The 23,408-nt window shown below is 63.7% G+C and carries 13 protein-coding genes and 1 pseudogene; 10 read left to right on the top strand and 4 right to left on the bottom strand.

The features are described 5' to 3' along the window. Window positions 1-129 precede the first annotated feature (129 nt). The gene (locus BMYO_RS09050) at window positions 130-1,065 is read right to left on the bottom strand and encodes a DMT family transporter (protein WP_094668144.1); all 936 of its coding nucleotides are present in this window, start codon (window positions 1,063-1,065) and stop codon (window positions 130-132) included. 188 nt (window positions 1,066-1,253) lie between these two features. On the opposite strand from BMYO_RS09050, the gene BMYO_RS09045 reads away from it, so the two are divergent. Then, entirely contained in the window at window positions 1,254-1,658 is a 405-nt protein-coding gene (locus BMYO_RS09045) for a pyridoxamine 5'-phosphate oxidase family protein (protein WP_094668143.1), read from the top strand. Window positions 1,659-1,901: 243 nt separating this feature from the next. On the opposite strand, the gene BMYO_RS09040 is transcribed toward BMYO_RS09045, so the two are convergent. After that, entirely contained in the window at window positions 1,902-3,206 is a 1,305-nt protein-coding gene (locus BMYO_RS09040) for a THUMP-like domain-containing protein (protein ID WP_094668168.1), read from the bottom strand. A gap of 164 nt (window positions 3,207-3,370) precedes the next feature. On the opposite strand from BMYO_RS09040, the gene BMYO_RS09035 reads away from it, so the two are divergent. From BMYO_RS09035 to BMYO_RS09010, 6 genes are all read left to right on the top strand, one after another. Further along, window positions 3,371-4,336, top strand: coding sequence for a histidine phosphatase family protein (locus BMYO_RS09035; RefSeq protein WP_094668142.1), 966 nt, complete (start codon window positions 3,371-3,373; stop codon window positions 4,334-4,336). A 119-nt stretch (window positions 4,337-4,455) separates the two neighbouring features. Then, on the top strand, window positions 4,456-5,406 hold the full coding sequence (locus BMYO_RS09030; RefSeq protein ID WP_094668141.1) for a magnesium transporter CorA family protein: 951 nt from the start codon (window positions 4,456-4,458) through the stop codon (window positions 5,404-5,406). A gap of 51 nt (window positions 5,407-5,457) precedes the next feature. After that, entirely contained in the window at window positions 5,458-6,360 is a 903-nt protein-coding gene (locus BMYO_RS09025) for a transporter substrate-binding domain-containing protein (RefSeq protein WP_420807305.1), read from the top strand. A 41-nt stretch (window positions 6,361-6,401) separates the two neighbouring features. Further along, window positions 6,402-9,365: a leucine--tRNA ligase gene (gene leuS / locus BMYO_RS09020; RefSeq protein ID WP_094668139.1), complete on the top strand. Its 2,964-nt coding sequence runs from the start codon at window positions 6,402-6,404 to the stop codon at window positions 9,363-9,365. Between the two features lie 706 nt (window positions 9,366-10,071). Next, window positions 10,072-10,800: a ComEA family DNA-binding protein gene (locus BMYO_RS09015; protein ID WP_233428236.1), complete on the top strand. Its 729-nt coding sequence runs from the start codon at window positions 10,072-10,074 to the stop codon at window positions 10,798-10,800. 182 nt (window positions 10,801-10,982) lie between these two features. Beyond that, on the top strand, window positions 10,983-12,950 hold the full coding sequence (locus BMYO_RS09010) for a ComEC/Rec2 family competence protein (protein ID WP_233428241.1): 1,968 nt from the start codon (window positions 10,983-10,985) through the stop codon (window positions 12,948-12,950). A gap of 234 nt (window positions 12,951-13,184) precedes the next feature. Here BMYO_RS09010 and BMYO_RS09005 read toward each other — a convergent pair whose 3' ends face one another. Continuing rightward, the gene (locus BMYO_RS09005) at window positions 13,185-13,745 is read right to left on the bottom strand and encodes a peroxiredoxin (RefSeq protein WP_420807303.1); all 561 of its coding nucleotides are present in this window, start codon (window positions 13,743-13,745) and stop codon (window positions 13,185-13,187) included. Between the two features lie 264 nt (window positions 13,746-14,009). Here BMYO_RS09005 and BMYO_RS09000 point away from each other — a divergent pair. Then, window positions 14,010-15,389: pseudogene (locus BMYO_RS09000) on the top strand (metal-dependent hydrolase family protein); the annotation flags it as partial. 638 nt (window positions 15,390-16,027) lie between these two features. On the opposite strand, the gene BMYO_RS08995 reads toward BMYO_RS09000, so the two are convergent. Continuing rightward, window positions 16,028-17,023 (bottom strand): hypothetical protein, encoded by a 996-nt coding sequence (locus BMYO_RS08995; protein WP_158216978.1) that lies wholly within the window; start codon window positions 17,021-17,023, stop codon window positions 16,028-16,030. A 263-nt stretch (window positions 17,024-17,286) separates the two neighbouring features. Between BMYO_RS08995 and uvrA the strand changes: the two genes are divergently transcribed. Together uvrA and uvrC are read left to right on the top strand one after the other, a co-directional pair. Then, window positions 17,287-20,313 carry an excinuclease ABC subunit UvrA gene (uvrA, locus tag BMYO_RS08990; protein WP_211276842.1) on the top strand — a complete coding sequence of 1,009 codons (3,027 nt, stop codon included), beginning with the start codon at window positions 17,287-17,289 and terminating at the stop codon, window positions 20,311-20,313. Window positions 20,314-20,581: 268 nt separating this feature from the next. Next, the gene (uvrC, locus tag BMYO_RS08985; protein WP_094668136.1) at window positions 20,582-23,251 is read left to right on the top strand and encodes an excinuclease ABC subunit UvrC; all 2,670 of its coding nucleotides are present in this window, start codon (window positions 20,582-20,584) and stop codon (window positions 23,249-23,251) included. The last annotated feature ends 157 nt before the right edge of the window (window positions 23,252-23,408 follow it).

Here is a 23,408-nt window from a genome sequence, read left to right as displayed (position 1 = left end):
CGGCGCATCATCCTGCCCAAGGCGGCGGACGCCACACACCATGCATGGCGTCCATAATGACGGTTCAATACTAATGCGTCCGGACTAATGCGTCCCGTTTCGTGCCACCGGCGCGGACGGCACGGAACATCAGTTACGGTGCAGCGAATGACGGGTCGGCCGAATCACGGAGAGCAGCACGGCCGCGAAGATGAGCGCGAATCCCACCAGCGAGCTCCACATGATCCGTTCGCCCCAGAACAGGGCGGAGAACGAGACGGCGAACAGGCTTTCGGTGCACATGATGATCGAGGCCTGCGAGGCGGGCACATGCGCAAGCCCGATGTTCTGCATGATCTGCGCGCTCATCGTGGCGCCGAGGAACAGATACAGCACGCTTGCCACCACCGAGGGGGCCAGCCACCCGGCGTTCGGGGCGGGCTCGGTGGACACCGCGCCCACGAGGAACATGATGCCGGCGACGCCGAACTGCACGAACGTCACGGCGATCGGGTCGAACCGCTTCGTGTAGACGCCGAGGCAGGTGAGGTTGAACGAGAAGATGACGGCGGTGGCGATGGTCAGCCAATCACCGGTGCTCAGCGACAGTGATCCGCCGGGCTTGAGCGACACGAAGCCCACACCCACCAGGCAGATCACGCCCGCCACCAGATTGATGGCCTTCGGCCGGGTCTTCGAGACGATCCATGTGGCGAACGGCGTGAGCACGCAGTAGGCGGCGGTCAGGAACGCGCTGCGGCCCGGTTCGATGGTCTGCAAACCGATGGTCTGGGTGACCATCGTGCCCCAGTAGGTCAACCCGACCACTAAGGCCGGCACGATGATCTTCGGCGTGAGATAGGGGGTGATGTGCCGGTGGAACAACGCCAGCATGCACGCGCACGCCCCGATCATGCGCAGCCCCATCAGCCATTGCGGCGGAATCGCCTCCATCGCGAACTTGGCCAGCAGATAGCTGCCTCCCCACAACGCGGCGCATGACAACAGCATCAGACGCGCGAGATTCGGCGGAAACGAACGCGACCAACGGCTGCGCAACGCGCTGAAACGGTCGGTCAATCCCATACATGCACCTCATGGTCCTTCGGTTTTCTCGCCTCACTAGGGTACGGGGACGGCCGGTCAAAATCGGGGGCGCAACACGGCCGCGCGTGAGCATCCTCACAGCGAACATCCGCTTGGCGCATGCCGTAATTCGTTAGGCTGGTAACGTTGAATACGGGTTTTCACATCGCAAGGAAAGGACCTGCATCATGGCAGTCATCACCCCGGAAATGAAGGAATTCATCGAGAACAACCTCGGCTGGATCAGCACCGTCTCCAAGGACGGCCAGCTGGACCTCGGTCCGAAGATGTCCCTGTTCGTGCTGGACGACACGCACATCGCCTACCACGAGCGCACCGCCGGTCAGGCCTACGAGAACCTCAAGAACGGCTCCCCGCTGGTCATCGCCTTCGCCAACCTCGAGAAGAAGCAGGGCTACCGCTTCCGCGGCACCGTGACCCTGCACTCCGATGACGCCATCTACGAGGAGCAGGTCAAGGTCGCCGAGGAGAAGGGCACCAAGAAGCCGGCCGTGATTCCGGTTCTCGAGGTCACCGAGATCCAGAACCTCGCCTCCGGCCCGAACGCCGGCAAGACCATCGCCAAGGACTGACGGACCGGCAAGATCGTCCAAGATTCCATGATGGACCGCATGGTCCGGATGCCTTGGATATTTCGGATGCCGGACGAGAGCCTGACATAAGGCTGGTTCGTCGGCGTGGGAAGAAGCGTACGCTCGGCTGGGCTGATCGTACGCTTCTTTGTATTGAGGCTTGGATTCGAGCAGGAGCGTGCAACCGCTGTGCCGATGCCGACGGTCTTTCCTTGACGAAGACCGATCTAAAGGAAGACCGATCTAAAGCACGTTGGAGTACCGTGTCGCCGCTTTCACGGTGCGGATGACGATGTGACGGTCGCGCGCGTCGGTGGTGGCGAAGAGATAGACGTCGCCGCCGTCCTTGAGTTTGAGCTTCCTGCGCAGCTGGGCCACGGGCATCGGAAAATTGCGCACGGCGATGTTGGCGTGCGTGAGACCCTCCGTCAGCGATTTGAGTTCGTGCTTGTTCATCGTCGCGATCGATTCGATGACGAACGACCGGCCGGGGAAGTCGGCGACCGGCTCGGCCGCGACGAACAGGTGGCTGTTGCGTCCGACCGCCCGCACACCGAACCGCCGTTCCACGACGTCGAAGCATCCGGCCTTCATGATCGAGGCGTTCGGCTCGTACAGATACCGCCATTGATCGGGCGGCATCGGACCGGCAAAAGAGACGGGATGGGCATCGACGAAATCGAGCACCTGATCGTCATTGACGCACCACACGCGCGGCGCATCGACGTGCGCGCGCGTCAGCACCAGCAGCAGCTCCTTGCACTCGTTGCCGGTGGAGACGATGTGCACCTCGGCCACCGCGCCGTCGAAATCGGCCACGGTCTTATGCCAGTCGAGCATGGGGGAGAGCTTGACCATCACCACCGGAGCCTTGGCCAGCAGCGTCTCCTGAAGCGCCAGCACATCGGGGGTGCAGTCGGCGATGGCGTAGGTGCGGGCGCCATGGTCGTCACGCCGGGCCGGGTCGAGGAAGATCATCGAGGCAGGTTCCAGCGAGCGGAGCACGTCGGCGGAATCGCCATTGACCACGTTGGCATGCGTGAGCCCAAGCAGCGGGAGATTATGGCGCGCGATGTCACACAACAAGGGTTGGCGCTCCACATACGTGGCACGGTCGAAGACCTGGGCCATATACGAGAAATCCACGCCGAAGCCGCCGGTAAGGTCGATCAGGGATGTGGCGGCCGGCGGGTGGCCCGTTGTCCGGCCGGCTGGCGCATCGCCGGACGCATCGGCCGGACGGCCGACGTCAGCGGTGTGCGGCGTACCGTCCCGTAGGCTTTCGACCAGCCGCTGGGCAAGCCGCGCCTTGTACAGCGCGGTGAACTGGGAGGAGCACTGTTCCATCGGCACCTGCGGCGGGAATATGAGCCCGTCGATCGCGGCCCAATCGGGCAGCTTCACGCGCGCCCGCTGACGGCCGGCGATCTGCTCCAGGGCGAACGGCACATCCACACCGTCCGCGCGTCGGGCGTGCAGCGCCACGTCACGTACATCCTCATGCTGATGGGCGTCGATGAACGCCCACGTCTCCTTGGTGATCTCCACGTAGGCCATTGTAGGGGGAGCGCGGATGCGGCTGGAACCCCCGGATCGGGTTGGAACCGTCCCGAGACGCGGATGCCGTCTCACCCTCACGAAGGACGTTGCCGTCTATCGCGGCCGCCCGGCAACGCGCCCGAGGTCTCCATGGCTCATGGTGAGATGGGAGCATGATCGACGAAGTGATGATGCTGCGTCACGGACGCACCCAGTACAACCTCGCACACCGGCTTCAAGGCCAGATCGACGTGCCGCTCGACATCGTGGGCCAATGGCAGGCCGATCAGGCCGGCTACGCGCTCGCATCCCGCTACTACTGGGCCAAGGTGAACCGTCTGGCCGCGGACCCCGCACGCATCGCGCAACCCGGCCCGGATGCCGCCGCACGCACCGACATCCGCCAATGGCAGGAGGCGCCGGCCGCCGCGCGGCGCATGGTGGTGGTCTCCTCGGACCTGTTCCGGGCCCAGCAGACCGCCCACGCCTTCGCCGACCTGCTGGGGCTCGAGGTGCGGCTCGACGCGCGTCTGCGCGAACGCAGCTTCGGCCAATGGGAGGGATTCACACGCGCCGAGATCAAGGCGCAGGACGCCGAAGCATACGCCTCGTGGAAGCGGCACACCGGCGGCGAGACCAAATACGGTGTCGAAAGCCGGGCACAGGTGGGCGAGCGCGGCGCGGCGGCGGTCCGCAGCCTGATCAGGGAATACGACGATTCCGCCATCAAGGATTCCGCCATGAAGGACCGCTCCGATTCGGAAGCCGGGACACGGGCCGCCGCCGATGCGGCAGCGTCGCGGAATGCGGCCGGTGTGGAGCCGTCCGGGGCCGATGACGCCGCAGGGATCCGAACCACGCTGATGCTCGTCGGGCACGGATCGTGGATCACGGCCACCATTGCTAACCTGCTGGAGCTCGATCCGAACGGCATGAACTCGCTCGGCGGCATGCGCAACGCTTGTTGGTGCCGGCTCAAGGTGCGTCACACGGTCAACGGGCGCCCCGTATCCGAGCCGTTGTTCGAACTCGAGGAATACAACAAGGCGCCCGCCATCGCGGACGTCGCCGATTGGGAGAACGGTCCGGCAGAGCTGCGCGGCCCCAACATGCCCGACTGGCGTCCCCTCGTCTGGTAGCGCGCATTGTCTGGTGCGCACGGTGGCGAAGTTCCCAAGGTGGGTCTAGACTAATCACGGTTTGTGACACCGTACAGCGATAGAACACCGGAAAGCGCGGAAGGCGGGTGAGAAACGTCATGCTGAGAATCTTCAGCTCGATCAACGGCCAAGTGGAGCAGGTGGAGAAACCCGAGAACGGCGCCTGGCTATGTCTCAGCGAACCCACCGACGTCGAACTCGCCACCGTGGCCTCACAGACCGGCATCGACCTCGCCGACCTGCGCGCCCCCCTGGATGACGAGGAACGCTCCCGCGTGGACGTCGAGGACGAGTACACGATGATCATCGTGGACATCCCCACCGTGGAGGAGCGCGGCGGACGCGACTGGTACGAGACCATCCCTCTGTCGATCATCGTCACCGAAAACCTCATCATCACCGTCTGCATGCAGGACACCCCGGTGCTCCACCCGTTCATGGAAGGCACGATCCGCGGCTTCAACACCTACATGCGCTCGCGCTTCATCCTCCAGATCCTCTACCGCAACGCCACGATGTACCTGCGATACCTGCGCATCATCGACCGCGAAAGCGACAAGCTGGAACTGAAACTGCGCCACTCCATGCAGAACCGCGAGATCGTGATGCTTATGGAGCTGTCCAAGACCTTGGTGTACTTCACCACCTCCCTCAAATCGAACGAGATCGTGATGGAGAAGCTCACCACGCTGCAGCGCATCAAACAGTACCCGGACGACGAGGACCTGCTCGACGACGTCATCACCGAGAACAAGCAGGCCATCGAGATGGCCAACATCTACAGCGGCGTTCTCGCGAACATGACCGATGCCTTCGCCTCGATCGTGTCCAACAACCTGAACAACGTGATGCGCATCTTCACCATCATCTCCATCACGCTGTCCATCCCGACGCTGATCTTCTCGATGTACGGCATGAACTTCGTGCCCGGTCAGCTGGGCATGCCGTTCACCGACAAGACCTGGGGATTCACGCTCATCATCGTGATCTCCGTGGTGCTTTCCGGCGTGGTCACCTGGTTCCTCACGCGCTCCCGCATGTTCAAGTAAGGTCCGTGACGAAGAGTGATTGCCGACCGTGTGCGCAGACGTTTCGTCACCGTGACGGCCGCCGCGCTCGTTGCGGGGCTCACGCTCGCCGGCTGCGGCCAGGTGCGCGTGACCACCGTGACCGGGGCGCCGGAAGGACCGACCATCGCCATCGGCGTGTCCGCCGACGAGCCGGCCCTCGGTGTATGGCATGACGGCGCATACGAAGGCTTCGACGTGGACGTGGCCAAATACGTGGCCACCGAACTCGGATACGCGAACAAGCAGATCGTCTTCAAACAGGTCCGTCCCGGAACCCGCCAATCCATGCTGGACGACGGGTCGGTGGACATGATAGTCGCCTCATGGCCAATCACCGCAGCGTCGAGCGCGGCCGTCGAATTCGCCGGCCCGTATCTGGAGACCGGCATGGGATTGCTCGTCCGCGCCGACGATTATAAGGACGGTGCCGGCGATGGCGCCGAAGGCCGCAACCGGGGTGCGACGGACGGCGGCGACGCGGCCGACGCCAAAGCCGAACCCAAGCCCGACGACTTCGCCGGCGGCGTCGTGTGCGCCGTCACCGGCGACGAGACCGCGCTCGCCGTCCAGCGGGAACACCCGGAGACGACATTGCAGGAACGCGACAGCTACGCCCAGTGCGTCACCGCGCTGCAGGTGGGCGCCGCGGACGCCATCGCCTCCGATCTGGCGATACTCTCCGGACTGCGCGCGGCGAACGGCCCGCAGTACATGGCCATGATCGCCGGCGAGGGCACCGTGCGTTACGGCATCGCCGTGGGCAAGGGCAATCCGCAGCTCGCGCAGAAGATCGCGGAGGCGTTGCAGGACATGGTCGAGGACGGCACGCTGGCGGCCGCGCGAACCGAGCTCAGGCGTCGGACCGGGCTTGAGACCACGCTCGTCGGCGATCCCAAGGCCATCGTCTCGGATGCTGAATCCAGTGCCGACTGAGGTGTGCGGCGTGTCCAGTTGCGCGGCTACCTTGCTGATTTATGAGTGACAACGAGAAGAGCACGCAAACCGAAGAGCCCGACTTCCGCTACAACGCCCGTCTGGCGCAGGACATCGAGAACAAGTGGCAGAAGTACTGGGACGAGCACGGCACCTTCTGGGCCGCCAACGTCAACGGCGATCTCACGGACGGCAGCGGCCGCAACGCCGAGGGGCGCCCTGCATATTTCGCCATGGACATGTTCCCCTACCCGTCCGGCAAGGGCCTGCATGTGGGCCATCCGCTGGGCTATCTGGCCTCCGATGTGGTGAGCCGCTACCACCGCATGAAGGGTGAGAACGTGCTGCACGCGATGGGCTACGACGCCTTCGGCCTGCCCGCCGAGCAGTACGCCGTACAGACCGGCCAGCACCCGCGCATCACCACCGAGCAGAACATCGCCAACATGTCCCGCCAGCTGCACCGCATGGGCCTGAGCTTCGACAACCGCCGCACCTTCGCCACCATCGACCCCGGCTACGTGCGCTGGACCCAGTGGATCTTCTCGCGCATCTACGATTCCTGGTATGACGAGGACGCCACCAACCCGTCCGGCACCAAGGGCTCCGCCCGCCCGATCAGCGAGCTCGTCGCCAAGTTCGAATCCGGCGAGAAGGCCATCCCCGGTCACGAGACGGACGGCAAGGCATGGGCCGACCTGACCGACGCCGAGCAGCAGGACATCCTCAACGACTTCCGCATCGCCTACATCTCCAAGTCCCCGGTCAACTGGTGCCCGGGCCTCGGAACCGTGCTGGCCAACGAGGAGGTCACCGCCGAAGGCAAGTCCGAGCGCGGCAACTTCCCGGTGTTCCAGCGCGAGCTGCGCCAGTGGTCCATGCGCATCACCAAGTACGGCCACCGCCTCATCGAGGATCTGGACGGCATCGACTGGCCCGAGAAGGTCAAGCTCATGCAGCGCAACTGGATCGGCGAATCCCACGGCGCCTCCGTACACTTCACCGTGGCCACGCCGGCCGGCGACAAGGACATGGAGATCTACACCACCCGTCCCGACACGCTCTTCGGCACCACGTTCGCCGTGGTCTCCCCGGAGCACCACCTGCTCGAGGACGTGCCCGCCGAGTGGCCGGCCGAAACCCCGGAGGCTTGGAAGGGCGGATACGCCACGCCGGTCGAAGGCGTGAAGGCCTACCGTCTCGCCGCCGAATCCAAGACCGCCAAGGACCGCGTGGACGAGGGCGGCGAGAAGACCGGTCTGTTCACCGGCCTGTACGCCACGAACCCGATCACCGGTGCGAAGCTCCCGCTGTTCACGGCCGACTACGTGCTTATGGACTACGGTACCGGCGCCATCATGGCCGTGCCCGGCGGCGACCAGCGCGACTACGATTTCGCGACCAAGTTCGGCCTGCCGGTCATCTACACCGTTCAGCCGCTGCCCGAATCCGGCGATTCCCTGGAGAACTACGAGGGCAAGGCTCCGTTCGTCTCCCACGACGGCATCGTGATCAACTCCGCGGTCGAGGCCACCAAGGCCAAGGGCGACGCGCTGAGCCTGAACGGTCTCAGGGTGGACGACGCCATCGCCAAGGTCAACGAATGGCTCGAGTCCGCGGGCGTGGGCAAGGGCACGGTGTCCTACCGTCTGCGCGACTGGCTGTTCTCCCGCCAGCGCTACTGGGGCGAGCCCTTCCCAATCGTCTACGGCGAGGACGGCACCCCGCACCTGCTGCCCGATTCCGCCCTGCCCATCAACCTGCCGGACGTGCCCGACTACCAGCCGCGCACCTTCGACCCGATGGACGCCGAATCCAACCCGGAGGCGCCGCTTTCGCGCAACGAGGATTGGGTCAAGGTCCAGCTCGATCTGGGCGATGGCGTGAAGACCTACTACCGCGACACCAACACGATGCCGAACTGGGCCGGCTCCTGCTGGTACTACATGCGCTACATCGACCCGACCGACACCGCCCACATGGTAGAGAAGGACGAGTTCGACTACTGGATGGGCCCGAACCACAACAAGTACTCCGGTGACGAGGGTGGTGTGGACCTGTACATCGGCGGCGTCGAGCACGCCGTGCTGCACCTGCTCTACTCCCGCTTCTGGCACAAGGTCCTCTTCGACCTCGGCTACGTGGACTCCGCCGAGCCATTCCACAAGCTGTTCAACCAGGGCATGATCCAGGCGTACGCCTACACCGATGACCGCGGCCAGTACGTGCCGGCCGACGAGGTCGTGGAGGGCCCTGCCGACGCCAACGGCGAGCCGACCTTCACCTGGCACGGCGAGCACGCCAACCGCGAGTTCGGCAAGATGGGCAAGAGCCTCAAGAACATCATCACCCCGGACTACATGTACGAGAACTACGGCGCGGACACCTTCCGCCTGTACGAGATGAGCATGGGCCCGCTCGACGAGTCCCGCCCGTGGAACACGCGCAACGTGGTCGGCGGCATGCGCTTCCTCCAGCGCCTGTGGCGCAACGTGGTGGACGAGACCACCGGCGAGGCGCATGTGTCCGAGGATACTCCGGACGAGAAGACCCTGAAGCTGCTCAACAACACCATCGCCGAGGTGACCGAGGAGATGGAGGGCATGCGTCCGAACACCGCCATCGCCAAACTCATCGTGCTCAACAACCACCTGACCAGCCTCGAGTCCGTGCCGCGCGCCGCCGTGGAGCCGCTGATCCTCATGCTCGCGCCGATCGCGCCGCACATCTGCGAGGAGATGTGGTCCCGTCTCGGCCATGACGAGTCCCTGTCCGCCGCGCCGTGGCCGGTGGCCGACGAGCGCTACGTGGGCCACGACACCGTGACCGCCGTGGTACAGATCAAGGGCAAGGTGCGCGCCAAGCTCGAAGTGCCGGTGGACATCGATCCGGCCGATCTGGAGAAGCAGGCCCTCGAGGCCGTCGCCTCCCGTCTCGGCGGCAAGGCGCCCCGCAAGGTAATCGTCAAGGCCCCGAAGATCGTCTCCATCGTGCCCGCCGAGTGATTGCCGCTCGACGGAAAGGGGTTGCGGCGGGACACCGGCTTTGGACGCCCGTCCTGAACGGCTCCAGCGGGACGCCTTTCTGCGCGGCCCCTCTGACGACGGTCTGTTGGCGAAGCTGGCTGGGGGAGAGATTTTTTTTCCCCCTCCACCGGAGGCGAACTGCCGTGGTCGTCGGTGATTCGCAACGACCCAGATCGAAACGGTCCGGTCCGTTTCGATTGTGGATAACTGCATAAGCTGGAACCACATACCCCGTTCCGGCTGGACAATGGGCCCATGAATCCTTCAGCGTGGATTCATGGGCCCATTGCATACTCACGCCAAGCAATCCAAAGACTCCACCCGAACGGGTCGGCGTCTGCGCGAACTCGCCGACTCCGCTGTGGACGCCGGCAGACGGGTTCGCGTCCAAGAATCCGACTGGGACCGACGAACGCCGATCACCCATGTACCTGTATCGCGGAAAGGCGATTCCCTCGCATGGCGGACAACCAATCCGGGTGTACCGCCACCGCCTCCCGGGCACACGCGCATTCGCGGCGTGCAATTGCCGGAGGCGGCGCCGCAATCCAAACAGCCGAGACCTGTCTCTCCACCGGTTGCTGCCGGACGGCCGGTGGCACCGCATCGGCCGGCATCTCCTCGCACGCCTGTGTCCGCGACGATTCGGCGTGCGGATGCCGGTGATGGGCCGAAACCGGGGTCGATGGCGCAGGGCGGCGATGGTGCCGGTCGGCAATCGCTTGCCTCGCTGATTGGCGTCCGCCAGTCCGATGCGGCAGGAGAGACCGCGCGACGTATGCGGGACAAACCGCGTGTGGTATTCACCGTCAATCATGCGCTCATCGTGATTCTGCTCCTGATCGCCGCACTCGGCGTCAGTCTGACGATGCTGGTACAGCAATCGATGAACCTTGCTGCGTTGTCAGGTGCGGGAGACGTTGCAGACATCGTCGCCGAGATGGCAGGGAGCGACGATACGACGTCCGGTCGGACACAGGATGATGTGCGCGAGGGGGCATCCGGCGACGGGACGGAACGATCATCAGATGCGGATGCGGCTGGCGCCGGTTCCGCGGATGCTAACGACGCCGGTGATGCGGCGAACGGCGAATCCGATGCGGGAGCAGCGGGCGAATCGGTCGGCGGCGGTGCGACGTCCGGCACATCCGGAGAAGAGGGGATGCCAACGAATGCAGATGCAAACGCTGGCGCTGGGACAACGGATTCGGTCGATGACGGCCGTATCGATCTCAACACGGCCACTGCCGAACAGTTGCAGACCATCAACGGCATCGGTCCGGTGACCGCCGACCGCATTCTCGCCCATCGCCGGTCCATCGGACGGTTCACCAGCGTGGACCAGTTGCTGGATGTCAAAGGTATTGGGTCCAAAACGCTGGAGAAGATCCGCGGGCAGGTGACGGTGCGATGAATGACGATGCGATGAATGACGGTGCGATGAGCAGTGTCATGATGCACGGCGTCATGACTGACGACGACGGTAACGGTAATGGTAACGCCACTAGGGCGAGACGCGGCGGAACAGGTGGAAACCGCAAAGGATGCAATGCGGTGAACGCTTCGCCCCGACGACTATTGCATGCCCTTGTCGGCATGGATTGGATGCTGCGCGAACAAGGCAGCCGTGATTGGCGTCTCCTGCCGGCTGCTCTGACCATGTGGGCCTCCAGCCTTGCCGCTCACCTTGCCTTTGAACGATGGATGGCCGTCGGACAATCGGAGGGAGACGTCGCCTTTGCCGGAGGTTCGGGGCTGTCCGGTGGCTCCGATGCCGGCGGTGTTGCCGACGATGTTGTCGGTAGTGTCGTCAGTGGCGCAGCTCAGGTCGGGGCATCGCCGGTGAGCGACGCGGTCGAGGAATCGTTCGCGCATCTGCCGACATGCATCGGTGTCGTCGTGCCGGCGGTGGCGGTGCTGTCGATTGCACTGACGCTGATATGGTTCGGGTTCCGGCGCAATATCCGCTGGACCGGCACCGTGGCGGTATGCCTCGCCGTGGCGTGCGCCGGCGGCATCACGGCAATCGCTTCCGACACCGTGGCATGGCATGATCCGGCATCGGCATGGGCCAGGGAGCGGGGGACGTATACGAGGGTGTGGGGCATGGTCGTCGCCCCGGTGGTTGCCTCCGACCAACGCGCATACGACTGTCAGGTGGACGTGCGTCTTCACGGCGTCATCGCGGCGGATGATTCTGCAAGCGGCATGCGTCGTTCCGCTGCGAACGCCCGTTTGTACGCCGGACGGCGGCATTGCGCGGCATTGCATAGGGGAGCGTCATACCGTCTCGGTGGGACGCTTGAGGTGGCGGAATATGGCGGCATGCCGTTATGGCTGCTGGTGGAAGGCGGCGATGCGGTCGTGGAGGTGAGCGGCCCGCCGTTGCATCGTGCGGTGGTGGAGCACATGCAGCAGGCGTTCTTCCAGGTCACCGAACGGCTCTCCGATCAGGGGCGCATATTGGTGCCGGGACTGACCATGGGCGTGCTCGGACAGGATTACGTGGACCTCGTGACCATGGCGTCGGACGACGATGTGGGTTCGCCTGACGATGCCGTACAGGACGATTTCGTACGGGATAATTCCGCACAAAACGGTGCCGCGCAGGACGATTCCTCGCGGTCCGGCAATCCGACGCCTCTCAACGACACCTACGCCAACACGCTTGAGGACCGTTTCCGTCATTCCGGCATCATGCATCTCATGGCCGTTTCCGGAGGTCATTTCGTACTGCTGGCGGACATGGTCCGCAGACTGTGCAAACGATGGCTGATCCACCGGTACATCAGCGCCGGACTGATAGCGTTCGCATACGTGGTGTTGGCGCTGGTCGTGTTCCCCGGTGATTCGGTCACCCGCGCCCTCGTCATGGGACTGATGGGAGCCGCGGCGCACGCCGTCGGCCGACGGACGCAACCGTTGAGCGCCCTGTGTTGGACGGTGATCGGCGCGCTCACCCTCGACCCGGACATGTCGCGAAGCTACGGATTCGCCCTGTCCTCGGCCGCCGTGCTCGGCATCGTGCTGTTCGCCGGTCCGCTGGGCGAGGTGTTGGGCCATGTATTGCCGGAAGCCATGGCGCAAATGGTTGCGATGACCGTGGGCGCACAACTGTTCACATTGCCGATTCAGATACTGATGGAACCTGAGCTGCCGTTGCTCTCCGTGCCGGCGAACCTGCTGGTCTCGCCGTTCGTGGGATTCGCGACGATCACCGGACTCATGGCTCTGGCCTGCGCATGGTGCCTGCCGTGGCTGGCCGGGGCGCTTGCATGGGTCGCCTCCCTCGGAACGTTGGTGATGGAGCGGGTGGCGATGTGGCTGGGCGGTGGCGCGTGGGCGGTCATGCCGTGGCCGGACGGCGTGCCAGGAGCCATGTTGATGCTGCTGACGGAACTGTGCCTCGCCATGCTCGCCATAGCCATCGTCCGATGTGTGCGGCGGATTCGCATCCCCGACCCGGGCCTGCCCGGACGACGGTTCGGCTCCGCCCGCCGTGTGCGACTGGCCCTCTGGTGGCGGCAGACGCGCGATCTCCTGCACCCCTCGTCCAAGGACTAGCGGTCTACACCGTAAGTTCGTTGATTATATTTTTGGCTCCCCTTGTTAGGACGTTGCCGTGAAGCAAACAGCGGAGCTGTTTGTAGGCAACGTGCGAGCCGACAGGCGAGCCAGCAGAACACGCGCGAAGCGCGCCCGTAATTGCAGGACGAGTTGGCCCGCGAAGCGGGTCTGAGGGGTAGTGAATTCAACAACGATTATTGGCGCGGTATACTAGCCGCCGAGGCGAGACCGTCAGCCGAGACGCTTGAGCAACGACTCGACATGCCCCTTGGCGCGCACGTTGTACCGGGCCAACTCGATGCGGCCGTCCGCGGCGATGGCGAACGTGGAGCGCAGCACGCCCACATGCGTCTTGCCGTACAGCTTCTTCTCGCCGTATGCCGCGTAACGCTTGTGCACCGCGAGATCCGGGTCGGACAACAGCGGGAACGACAGGTCGTCGCGTTCGCGGAACCGCTGCAGTTTGGCCACCGGGTCCTTGGACACCCCCAGCACGGTGTAGCCGAGGGAGCCCAGTCGGGCCATGTTGTCGCGGAAATCGCAGGCTTCGGTCGTGCAGCCGGGCGTCATCGCGGCGGGGTAGAAGTACAGGATCACCTTGCGGCCAGCCGTCGTCAGCTCGGAAAGCGTCACAGTGGCTTCCGCGCCATCGGGCTCGACGGCGGTCAGCGTGAAATCGGGAGCGATCTGGCCCGGCTCAAGTCGCGCGGCCGGCGTTGCGGCAGTGGTAGTGGCGGTCACATCGGTCGCGCCGTCGGCATCGGTCATACTCATGGATTCGATATCGGTCATGCCCTCCATCGTAGTGCGGCGTTACCGTATCCGGTTTCTACGATGTAATGACCGTAAGCATTAAGCGGCTCGGCTGTTCGACGATCGGCCGCCTTCCACCGACGGATATGTGCCGCGTCGGTGCATGGCAGTTGCTTCATCGGCTCCGGTCATATGATGCGGTGCGTAATGCGGCCGGCCTCGTCATCCGCCGGAATGCGGGGACGGGCGGATAGAGTGGGAGGGAGCGGACAATATCGACCCCGTAGCGAAGGAGTACTGGTCATGAGGTTCCTGCAGAAGTCATTCGATAAGTTTTCCCGCGCGTTTTCCAGCAATGCGATCATCGAACCGTTCGCGCTGGCCCATGTGACCATCGTCACCGGCGACAAGGCGGGCACCGTGCGACGCAACATGACCATCCTGGTGGGGGCGAACGGCCGCATCGAGCAGATCGCGCCGAGCATCGAAACCAGCATCCCCGAGGAATACCACTACCTCGACGGCACCGGGCGAACGGTGATGCCGGGCCTCATCAACCTGCATACCCACCTGTTCGCGCAGGGCAAGCCGCTCAACCCGAAACTCGCCACGCCGCAGGGACAGCGCATGGTCTCCTCGCTCGTCCACTCGCCGTTGGGCAGGCCGTACCTCAACGCCCTGGTGAAGCGCAATGCCATGGAACTCTTGAAATCCGGCGTCACGACGATTCGCACACTCGGCGATGTAGGCTACGAGGTGGTGGCCCTGCGCGACCACATCAATGCGGGGGAGACGCCGGGGCCGCGCATTCTGGCATCCGGGCCGCTGCTGGCGATTCCGGAAGGACACGGAGCCCCACTGATCGCCCTGACCAGCTCCACGCCCGAGGAGGCGCGCGAGACCGCCGCAAAGAACATCATGGCAGGTGTGAACGTGCTGAAGATCGCGGCCACCGGCGGCGTGACCGATGCGCAGAAGATAGGAGAGGCGGGCAGTCCGCAGATGAGCATCGATCAGATGCGGGCCATCTGCGACGAGGCCCACGAACATGGCATCATCGTCGCCGCGCATGCGCAGAGTCCGGAAGGCGTGCGGCGCGCGCTCGCCGCCGGTGTGGACACCATCGAACACGGCAGTGTGCTCGACGACGAGCTCATCGCATTGTTCCGCAACAATCCCAACGCCTTGCGCGGCTACTCGGCGTTGGTGCCCACGCTGTCCGCGGGGCTTCCGCTGACTATGATCGGGCAGGATGTGACCGGCATCACGGACATCCAGCTGGAGAACTCCAAGACCGTGGTGGAGGGCATGGTCGCGGGTGCGCGGCAGGCGCACGAGGCAGGGCTCGTGGTCGGCGTCGGTACCGACACGGGCATGACGTTCGTGCCGCAGTACGCCACATGGCGCGAGCTGGCGTTGCTGGTGCGATTCGCCGGGTTCACGCCGGCCGAAGCCATCCACGCCGTCACACAGACGAACGCGACGATCCTGGGTGTCGATTCGGTGACCGGCGCGTTGGAGCCCGGAAAATCCGCCGACCTACTGGTGCTTGACGCCAATCCGCTCGATGATCTGCGCGCCTTGGCCCATCCCGCACTGGTCGTCGCCGCGGGACGGCCAGTATGGCGGCCCAAGCCGGATCGGTTCCCCGAGATTGATGCCCTGCTCGACGAGGCGTTTGCGGATGAGGTGCATTCGAATGATGTACATGAGGATGAGGCGCACTCGGACGCGACCCATACGGATGAGACCTATACGGATGAGACCTATACGGATGCGACCTATGCGGGTGAGACGCGCGCTTGATCTGATTGGTACTTGGTTGGCGCTTGGTCATTCGCGGACCGAGCACCTACTGACCGAGCGCCAACCGGTGATGGCTGCTGCCACCGTCGCTTCTCGGCCAGTGCTTGGCCTGATGCAGATGCTGGACGGACAATCGGCGTTGCCAACAGGCCAGGCTTTGGCTTGGTGCTGACGGTGACGGGCTTAGCGTAGCTGTCAGGCCAGTGCATGGCCTGATGAATGCGCTGAAGGGGCGATAGACGGAGTCATTCGGCCAAGCTTTGGCCCGGCGGCGACGGTGACGGGTTCAACGTAGTTATCGGGCCATGGTCTGGCTTGGTAACGGCATCCCGCATGGCCTCAGCGGCGTTATTAGGCCAGTGCATGGCTCGGCAGCTGCTTTCGGCTACCGTGTCTGTGTGTCTTTGGGCTTCCGCGGTATCGAACTGTGCATTCTCGGGCTGTGCAACCTCTGGTTTTGCGGCACCGTGCTGCGCGGTATCGAGCTGCGCGTTCTTGGGCTGTGTGGTGGCGAGCTACGCAGCGTCCGTCTTCGCATTGCCGACCCGTGTGGCATCGAGAATGATGTAATCGGAATCGTAGAGTTCGGCGCCGGGCGTTGTGCCATAGTCGAAGATTGCGCGATCGGGTTTGCCAGTCTTGAACGCTTCGAGCACGGGTTGCACCGGAATCGGTTTGATTGCGGTGATGGCGATAAGGCTGCCGCCAATGTGCAGGGTGAGCCATGCCATGTGATGACGATTGTCCCAGGAAGGTCGTGGGTCATAACCGCCGCCTGCTTCGCGCCATAATGATTCGGGGATATAGGCGAGCATCCGGAATTCGGTTGAAGGCGATCCGGATCGGAACAGGATGCGCGGTATCGGATATCCTGTGGAATCGTCATCCCCGTCATCCCGGTCGGGTTGCCTGACGATTTCGATGCTGGGTGCGAACTGGTCGGTGCGCACCCCCAACGTATGCGGGTCGCGGACGAACCTGCGGCGTGCCCCGCCGTGCAGTATGTCGGAGCCAAGACTCCACGCGGAGAATATGAGTATCAGCGTGGGGATGACGATGACCACTACGCAGATGAGGATGATGACGACGTCGGTGAAGGTGACCACAAGATGCGAGTCGTCGCCATGGTTTGTGACATGCATCTGCTCGAACCGGTACTGGATGCCACCGATGCCGGTGATGATGAAGCTGAGCAGGACCAATATCCCGAAAGCGCCCAAAAACATGGTGAAGGCATTGCTGCCGCGCCTGCGCCACAGCGCCGATACCGCAATCTGGTGCGAGCCCTGTTGCCGTATGGGTTGCGGAAGCGTGTAGGTGCGGATGCCTGCTTGCGATTGCGTGTCGGTGCCGGCTTGTGCGTTCTGCGCTGTCATCGGATTCTCCCTCGTGCATCCTCTCGTTCCGCGTCCATTCGTCGTTTGGGGCCGAGGCCATTCAAACACCTCTAAGTGAATGGAGGGCGGTGTGGCGTTTCCGCTTGACTGGTCGGTCTCGCGCGGGACCGTCATTCTCCGGCCGGAACCAGGGTATTGGGCTCGTACTGGCTGGCCTCGCGCATGACTGTCGTGGCTCTCATCAACACGCCGGTCGAACATGTGTTCGATTTTTGTCTTGAATTCGGGTATCCTTGGGGAAGGTTCGGTGCGTGTGGCTGCTGAGGGGCGGCGGCATGCGCCTGTGGTGACGGAATCGGCGGTGGAACCGTAGGCGTGGGTACGACGAATGCGGTGATAGAGACCGCATATACGGGCGGCTAGAAAGGCGGGAGACTGTGGCGGCAACGCAGGCTGGCGCGAAGCGCGCGACCGGGAATAAGGGAAGGAACGGCGAGGTCATCATCGAGAAGGTGATGACCAGCGACTCGTTTCTGGCCAGGGAGATCAGGAAGGCGCCGCTCGTCGAGCATGACGGCGCGCTGGTCGCCGATATTTCGCATATCCCCAACGATCTGAAGATCACGATTCAGGGCGCGCGCGAGCATAACCTCAAGAACGTGGATTTGGCGATTCCGCGCAATCGCATGGTTGTGTTCACCGGTCTGTCCGGATCGGGCAAATCCTCGCTTGCGTTCGATACGCTGTTCGCCGAAGGCCAGCGCCGGTACGTCGAATCGCTGTCCGCGTATGCCCGACAGTTCCTGGGGCAGATGGACAAGCCCGATGTCGATTTCATCGAGGGTCTGAGTCCCGCGGTCTCCATCGACCAGAAGACCACGAACCGCAACCCGCGATCCACTGTGGGCACCATCACCGAGATCTACGATTACCTGCGACTCCTGTTCGCGCGCACCGGTGTGCCGCACTGTCCTGAATGCGGCGAGCCCGTGGCCTCTCAAACTCCGCAGCAGATCGTGGATACGCTGCTCGACTATCCCGAGCGCACCCGCTTCCAGATTCTCGCGCCGGTGGTCCGCGGCCGCAAAGGCGAATTCGTGGACATGCTCGAGCTGCTGCGCTCCGACGGCTACGCCCGCGCGCTCATCGACGGTGAGATGAAACAGCTTTCCGAGGATATCAAGCTCACCAAGCAGAAGAAGCACACCATCGAGGTGGTGGTGGATCGTCTGGTGATCAAGGAAGGCATTCGTCAAAGGCTCACCGATTCGGTGGAGACGGCCCTGAAACTCGCCAACGGTAGCATTGTCATCGATTTCGTGGATGAGGAGGAAGGCAGCCCGGCCCGTCGTCGGCCGTTCTCCGAACATCGTAGCTGCCCGAACGGGCACACGCTGGAACTCGACGAGGTCGAACCGCGCACCTTCTCCTTCAACGCGCCCTACGGTGCGTGCCCGGCCTGCACTGGCCTCGGCTTCAAACTGGAGATCGACCCGGACCTCGTCATCTCCGATCCGGACAAGTCCTTGGCTGAAGGCGTCATCGAGCCGTGGAGCGGCACCAAGATGACCTCCCAGTACTACGGCCATATTCTGGAGGGTCTGGCACGGGAGATGGGCTTCTCGATGCGCACCCCATGGAAGGATCTGCCGGAGGACGTGCGCCACGACATCCTGTACGGCCACGACTTCAAGGTGGACGTCTCCTACCGCAACCGATGGGGCCGTCTGCGTGAATACTCCACGGGCTTTGAGGGCGTGGTGCGCACCCTCATGCGTCGGCATGACGAGACCGACTCCCAGTCCATGCGCGAATACTACGAGTCCTACATGCGCGAGGTACCCTGCCAGATGTGTCAGGGCCGCAGACTCAAGCCCGAGGTGCTGGCCGTCACCGTGGAGGGCAAGTCCATCTTCGACGTATGCGACATGCCTGTGGTCCGTGAACTCGAATGGGTGAACGGACTGAAGCTTGAAGGCTCCGCCGCGATGATCGCCGGCGAGGTGCTCAAGGAGATCAAGGCGCGTCTTGGCTTCCTCAACGACGTCGGCCTCGACTACCTCACGCTTTCCCGCGCGGCCGCCACGCTGTCCGGCGGTGAGGCGCAGCGCATCCGTCTTGCCACGCAGATCGGCTCGGGACTGGTGGGTGTCATGTATGTGCTCGACGAGCCGTCCATCGGCCTGCACCAGCGGGACAACGAACGACTTATCGAAACGCTGCACCACTTGCGTGACCTCGGCAACACGCTCATCGTGGTCGAGCACGACGAGGATACGATACGTCAGGCCGACTGGGTGGTGGACATCGGTCCGGGCGCCGGCGAGCATGGAGGCGAGGTCATCTATTCCGGTCCGGCCAAGCATCTCATCGAGGCGAAGCGTTCAATCACTGGCGACTACATCGCCCATCGACGCGAGATCACCGTCCCCGAGCGCCGGCGCAAGGTCCATCGGACCAAGGTGCTCAAAGTGGTCGGTGCACGCGAGAACAACCTCAAGAACATCGACGTGAGCTTCCCGCTCGGCGTGTTCACCGTGGTCACCGGGGTCTCCGGCTCCGGCAAATCTTCGCTGGTCAACACGATTCTGTATCCGGTGCTTGCCGACAAACTCAACGGCGCACGCATCGTGCCGGGCAAGCACACGCGCGTCGAAGGCGTGGACCAGGCGCGCAAGGTCATCCATGTGGACCAGAACCCAATCGGCCGCACGCCGCGCTCCAACCCCGCCACCTACACCGGCGTGTGGGACAAAATCCGCACGCTGTTCGCCAAGACCCCCGAGGCACAGGTGCGTGGCTACGGGCCCGGCCGGTTCAGCTTCAACGTCAAGGGAGGCCGCTGCGAGGCATGCCACGGCGACGGCACGTTGAAGATCGAGATGAACTTCCTGCCCGACGTTTACGTGGAATGCGAAACCTGCCACGGCAAGCGCTACAACCGCGAGACGCTCGAGGTGAAGTACAACGGCAAGACCGTCTCCGACATCTTGGACATGCCCATCGAGGAGGCGGCCGACTTCTTTAAGGCGTATACCGGCATCTCCCGGTACCTCAAAACCTTGGTGGACGTCGGACTCGGCTACATCCGCCTCGGACAGCCCGCGCCGACGCTCTCCGGCGGCGAGTCGCAACGCGTCAAGCTCGCCACCGAACTGCAGCGCCGGTCTGACGGCAAGACCGTGTACATCCTCGACGAGCCGACCACCGGCCTGCACTTCGAGGACGTGAACAAGCTGCTCAAGGTGCTGCAATCGTTGGTGGACAAGGGCAATACGGTGATCGTCATCGAGCACAACCTCGATGTGATCAAGGAGGCCGACTGGATCATCGATCTGGGCCCGGAGGGCGGTGACGGCGGCGGCACCGTCGTCACGCAAGGCACCCCGGATCAGGTGGCCGAATGCGAGGACTCGTGGACGGGCAGGTTCCTCAAGCCGATGCTGAGCAAACGGCAATCCTGATTATTGACTATGACGATTGCCGGAGCCGGGGTGCGTGGCCCGACCGTGAGGATTGGGTTTGGGGGATTCGGGACGCGAACGTCACCCGGTATGTCGGACGATGTCGCACCACTCCGGGGGAAGGATGCAGATCCCTTCCCGGCAAGGCCAGCGCGATCGGATGCACCGAATCTTTCTATTTCGGTTGGTGTCAATCCTGATGGGCATATGGTTCGTATAAGTACATGGTTCGTATAGGTACGTTGTTCGTAAGGCATTGAGGAGGATTATGACGAACGATATCGAGCGGCATAGTCCGGACGAGTGGCGGAAGACCGCCGCGGCGCTGATGTCTCAGAGGCCTCAGAGTGATACGTCGGGCGCCGCAGACGTGAAGGTGAATGTGAACGGAGCCCCTTTGCTGGGGGACTCCCGTGATCTGTTCCGGCCGAAGACCTCGGACATCCCGGCCCGGCCCGGCGTATACAAATGGCGCGACGGCGAGGGCCGGGTCATCTACGTGGGCAAGGCCAAGAACCTGCGCAACCGCCTGACCAATTACTTCCAGCCGTTGTACCTCCTGCACCCGCGTACCCAGACGATGGTGCTCACGGCCCGCAGCCTCGAATGGACCGTCGTGGCCACGGAGCTGGAATCCTTGACCCTCGAATACACATGGATCAAGGAGTTCGACCCGCGGTTCAACGTGCAGTTCCGTGACGACAAGACCTACCCGTATCTGGCGGTGAGCACGGGGGAGCGCATTCCCCGCGTCTGGGTCACCCGATCCCGCAAACGCCGGGACACTAGGTATTTCGGCCCCTACGCCAAGGTATGGGAGCTGCGGCACAGCCTCGACCGGTTGCTCAAGACCTTCCCGGTGCGCACTTGCACCACCAACGTGTTCCACAAGGCACAGCTCACCGGCAGACCTTGTCTGCTCGCCTCGATTGGCAAATGCTCTGCGCCGTGCGTGAACCGGATCGATACGGATGAGCATCGTCGTCTCGCCGAACAATTGGTGGGCGTGATGACCGGCCGGCTGGGACGCCCCTACATCGCGCAGCTCACCCGTGAGATGAAGGAGGCGAGCGCCGAACTCGAATTCGAGAAGGCCGCACGCCTGCGCGACCAGATCCAGATGCTCGAGACGGTGGTACAGCAGAACGCGGTCGTCTTCGATCAGGATGTGGACGCCGACGTGTTTGGTTTCGCCAGTGACGAACTCGAGGCCTCCGTCCACGCCTTCTATGTGCGTGCCGGGTCGATTCGCGGCGAACGCAATTGGAGCGTCGAGCGTGTGGAGGACATCGCCGACGGCGACCTCATGGCCGACCTCATCGTCCAGGTGTATTCGGACGCCTCCGGCGACGCCGGCTCCCAGCTGGCTGCATCACAGTCCGTTGCCGGCGATGAGGCCGCCGTCGTGTCACAACCGATGTCGCAATCGACATCGCAATCGGCGCAGCAATCGACATCGCGATCCGCGTCGCCATCGGCGGCGACGGCAACGCGGGGCGACGCAGACGTGACACTCGAATCATCCGCATCCGGTTCGATGGCGGGTTCCGCGTTCAACCCCGCATCTGATGGCGTTGCCGGTGCAGTATCCGATATCGCGCCCGCCATGATGACCGGAGGCGCGGCCATCTCCGAACGGCGCGAGGCGATCGGCTCCACGCAGACCGTCACCGCCACGGATGCCTTGGCTCGCGCCAGGGCCACTCGTGAGCGCAACAACCGGCAGGAGATGACCGGTCGCGCCGATTTGCTCGCCCCCATCGCCCCGGTGCCTCGGGAGATCATCGTGCCCATCGAGCCGACGCGCCGCGAAGAGCTCGAACGCTGGTTGACGGGGCTGCGCGGGGGAGCGGTGAGCATTCGTGTGGCCTCTCGTGGCGACAAGAAGCAGCTTATGGACCGAGCCAACGAGAACGCCAATCAGGCGCTGGCCCGTGCGAAGATGAGCCGCATCTCGGATATGGGCGCTCGAACCCAAGCCATGAACGACGTGGCTAAGGCGCTGGGACTCACCGAAGCGCCGCTGCGCATCGAATGCTACGACATCTCCAACACCGTGGGTGGCGCGTTCCAAGTGGCCTCGATGGTGGTATTCGAGGACGCCGTCGCCAAGAAATCCGAATACCGTCGCTTCGCCATCCGCGGCAAGGATGGCACCGGTGCGGTGGACGACCTCTCCGCGCTCTATGAGACGCTCACCCGTCGCTTCCGGCACGGCAATATCGCCGGCGATTCGGGCGACAGCATCGACGCCGAGCAGCGGGCGGCCAAAGCAGCCAAGGATCGTGACCAGGCCGTGCGGTCCATGCAGACAGCACCAGCCGTACAGACTTCCGTGCCAGCAGTACAAACAGCGCAGGCCGTGCAGACAGTGCAGGCCGGTACCTCGCAGAACGACGTCGTCCAGCAGAACACCGATCGGAGGCATTTCGCCTACAAGCCGAATATGGTCGTCGTCGATGGGGGCCGTCCGCAGGTCATGGCAGCGGCCAAGGCCTTGGAGGACTGCGGCGTGGATGATGTGGCGGTCTGCGGTCTGGCGAAACGGCTCGAAGAGGTCTGGGTGCCGGATGACGATTATCCGATCATCCTCAAACGGCAGTCCGAAGGCATGTACCTGCTACAGCGGGTGCGCGACGAATCGCATCGTTTCGCCATCACCTACCACCGCCAGCAACGGCGCAAGGGCGCCTTGCGCAGCGCCCTCGACGACATTCCCGGCATCGGCGAGAGCTACCAGAAACGGTTGCTCGCCCACTTCGGATCGGTCAAGGCGATGCGCGACGCCTCGATCGAGGAGTTCGAGGCGGTCAAGGGTATTGGCCATGCCAAGGCCGAGGCGCTGTACCGGGCCCTGCACGCCGAGTCCTCCGCCCGGGACGGCAAGACCGTCCGGGATGGCAACGATAAGCAGGTAATCGCCATGGCAGCGGACTGATGACTGATGGATGATCGATGACTGTCCGGTATCTCAACGCGATTACCGTGATGACGGAGCGATGACGGGATGGGCGTTGAGCCATCACTACGCCGCTTTCGAGCCGTTGCCGAACCGATTTGAGCCGATGCATGGGCAGGACACAGACAGGTAGAAC

The sequence above is a fragment of the Bifidobacterium myosotis genome, assembly GCF_002259745.1.
GTDB lineage: Bacteria > Actinomycetota > Actinomycetes > Actinomycetales > Bifidobacteriaceae > Bifidobacterium > Bifidobacterium myosotis.
This window is presented reverse-complemented; position numbering and strand designations above follow the sequence as displayed.

Bases quoted from the DNA above. Each gene is read 5' to 3' on its own strand.
- BMYO_RS09050 (WP_094668144.1), bottom strand. From the start codon at position 1,065: ATGGGATTGACCGACCGTTTCAGCGCGTTGCGCAGCCGTTGGTCGCGT.
- BMYO_RS09045 (WP_094668143.1), top strand. From the start codon at position 1,254: ATGGCAGTCATCACCCCGGAAATGAAGGAATTCATCGAGAACAACCTC.
- BMYO_RS09035 (WP_094668142.1), top strand. From the start codon at position 3,371: ATGATCGACGAAGTGATGATGCTGCGTCACGGACGCACCCAGTACAAC.
- BMYO_RS09030 (WP_094668141.1), top strand. From the start codon at position 4,456: ATGCTGAGAATCTTCAGCTCGATCAACGGCCAAGTGGAGCAGGTGGAG.
- leuS (WP_094668139.1), top strand. From the start codon at position 6,402: ATGAGTGACAACGAGAAGAGCACGCAAACCGAAGAGCCCGACTTCCGC.
- BMYO_RS09015 (WP_233428236.1), top strand. From the start codon at position 10,072: ATGGCGCAGGGCGGCGATGGTGCCGGTCGGCAATCGCTTGCCTCGCTG.
- BMYO_RS09010 (WP_233428241.1), top strand. From the start codon at position 10,983: ATGGATTGGATGCTGCGCGAACAAGGCAGCCGTGATTGGCGTCTCCTG.
- BMYO_RS09005 (WP_420807303.1), bottom strand. From the start codon at position 13,745: ATGACCGATATCGAATCCATGAGTATGACCGATGCCGACGGCGCGACC.
- BMYO_RS08995 (WP_158216978.1), bottom strand. From the start codon at position 17,023: ATGACGGTCCCGCGCGAGACCGACCAGTCAAGCGGAAACGCCACACCG.
- uvrC (WP_094668136.1), top strand. From the start codon at position 20,582: ATGACGAACGATATCGAGCGGCATAGTCCGGACGAGTGGCGGAAGACC.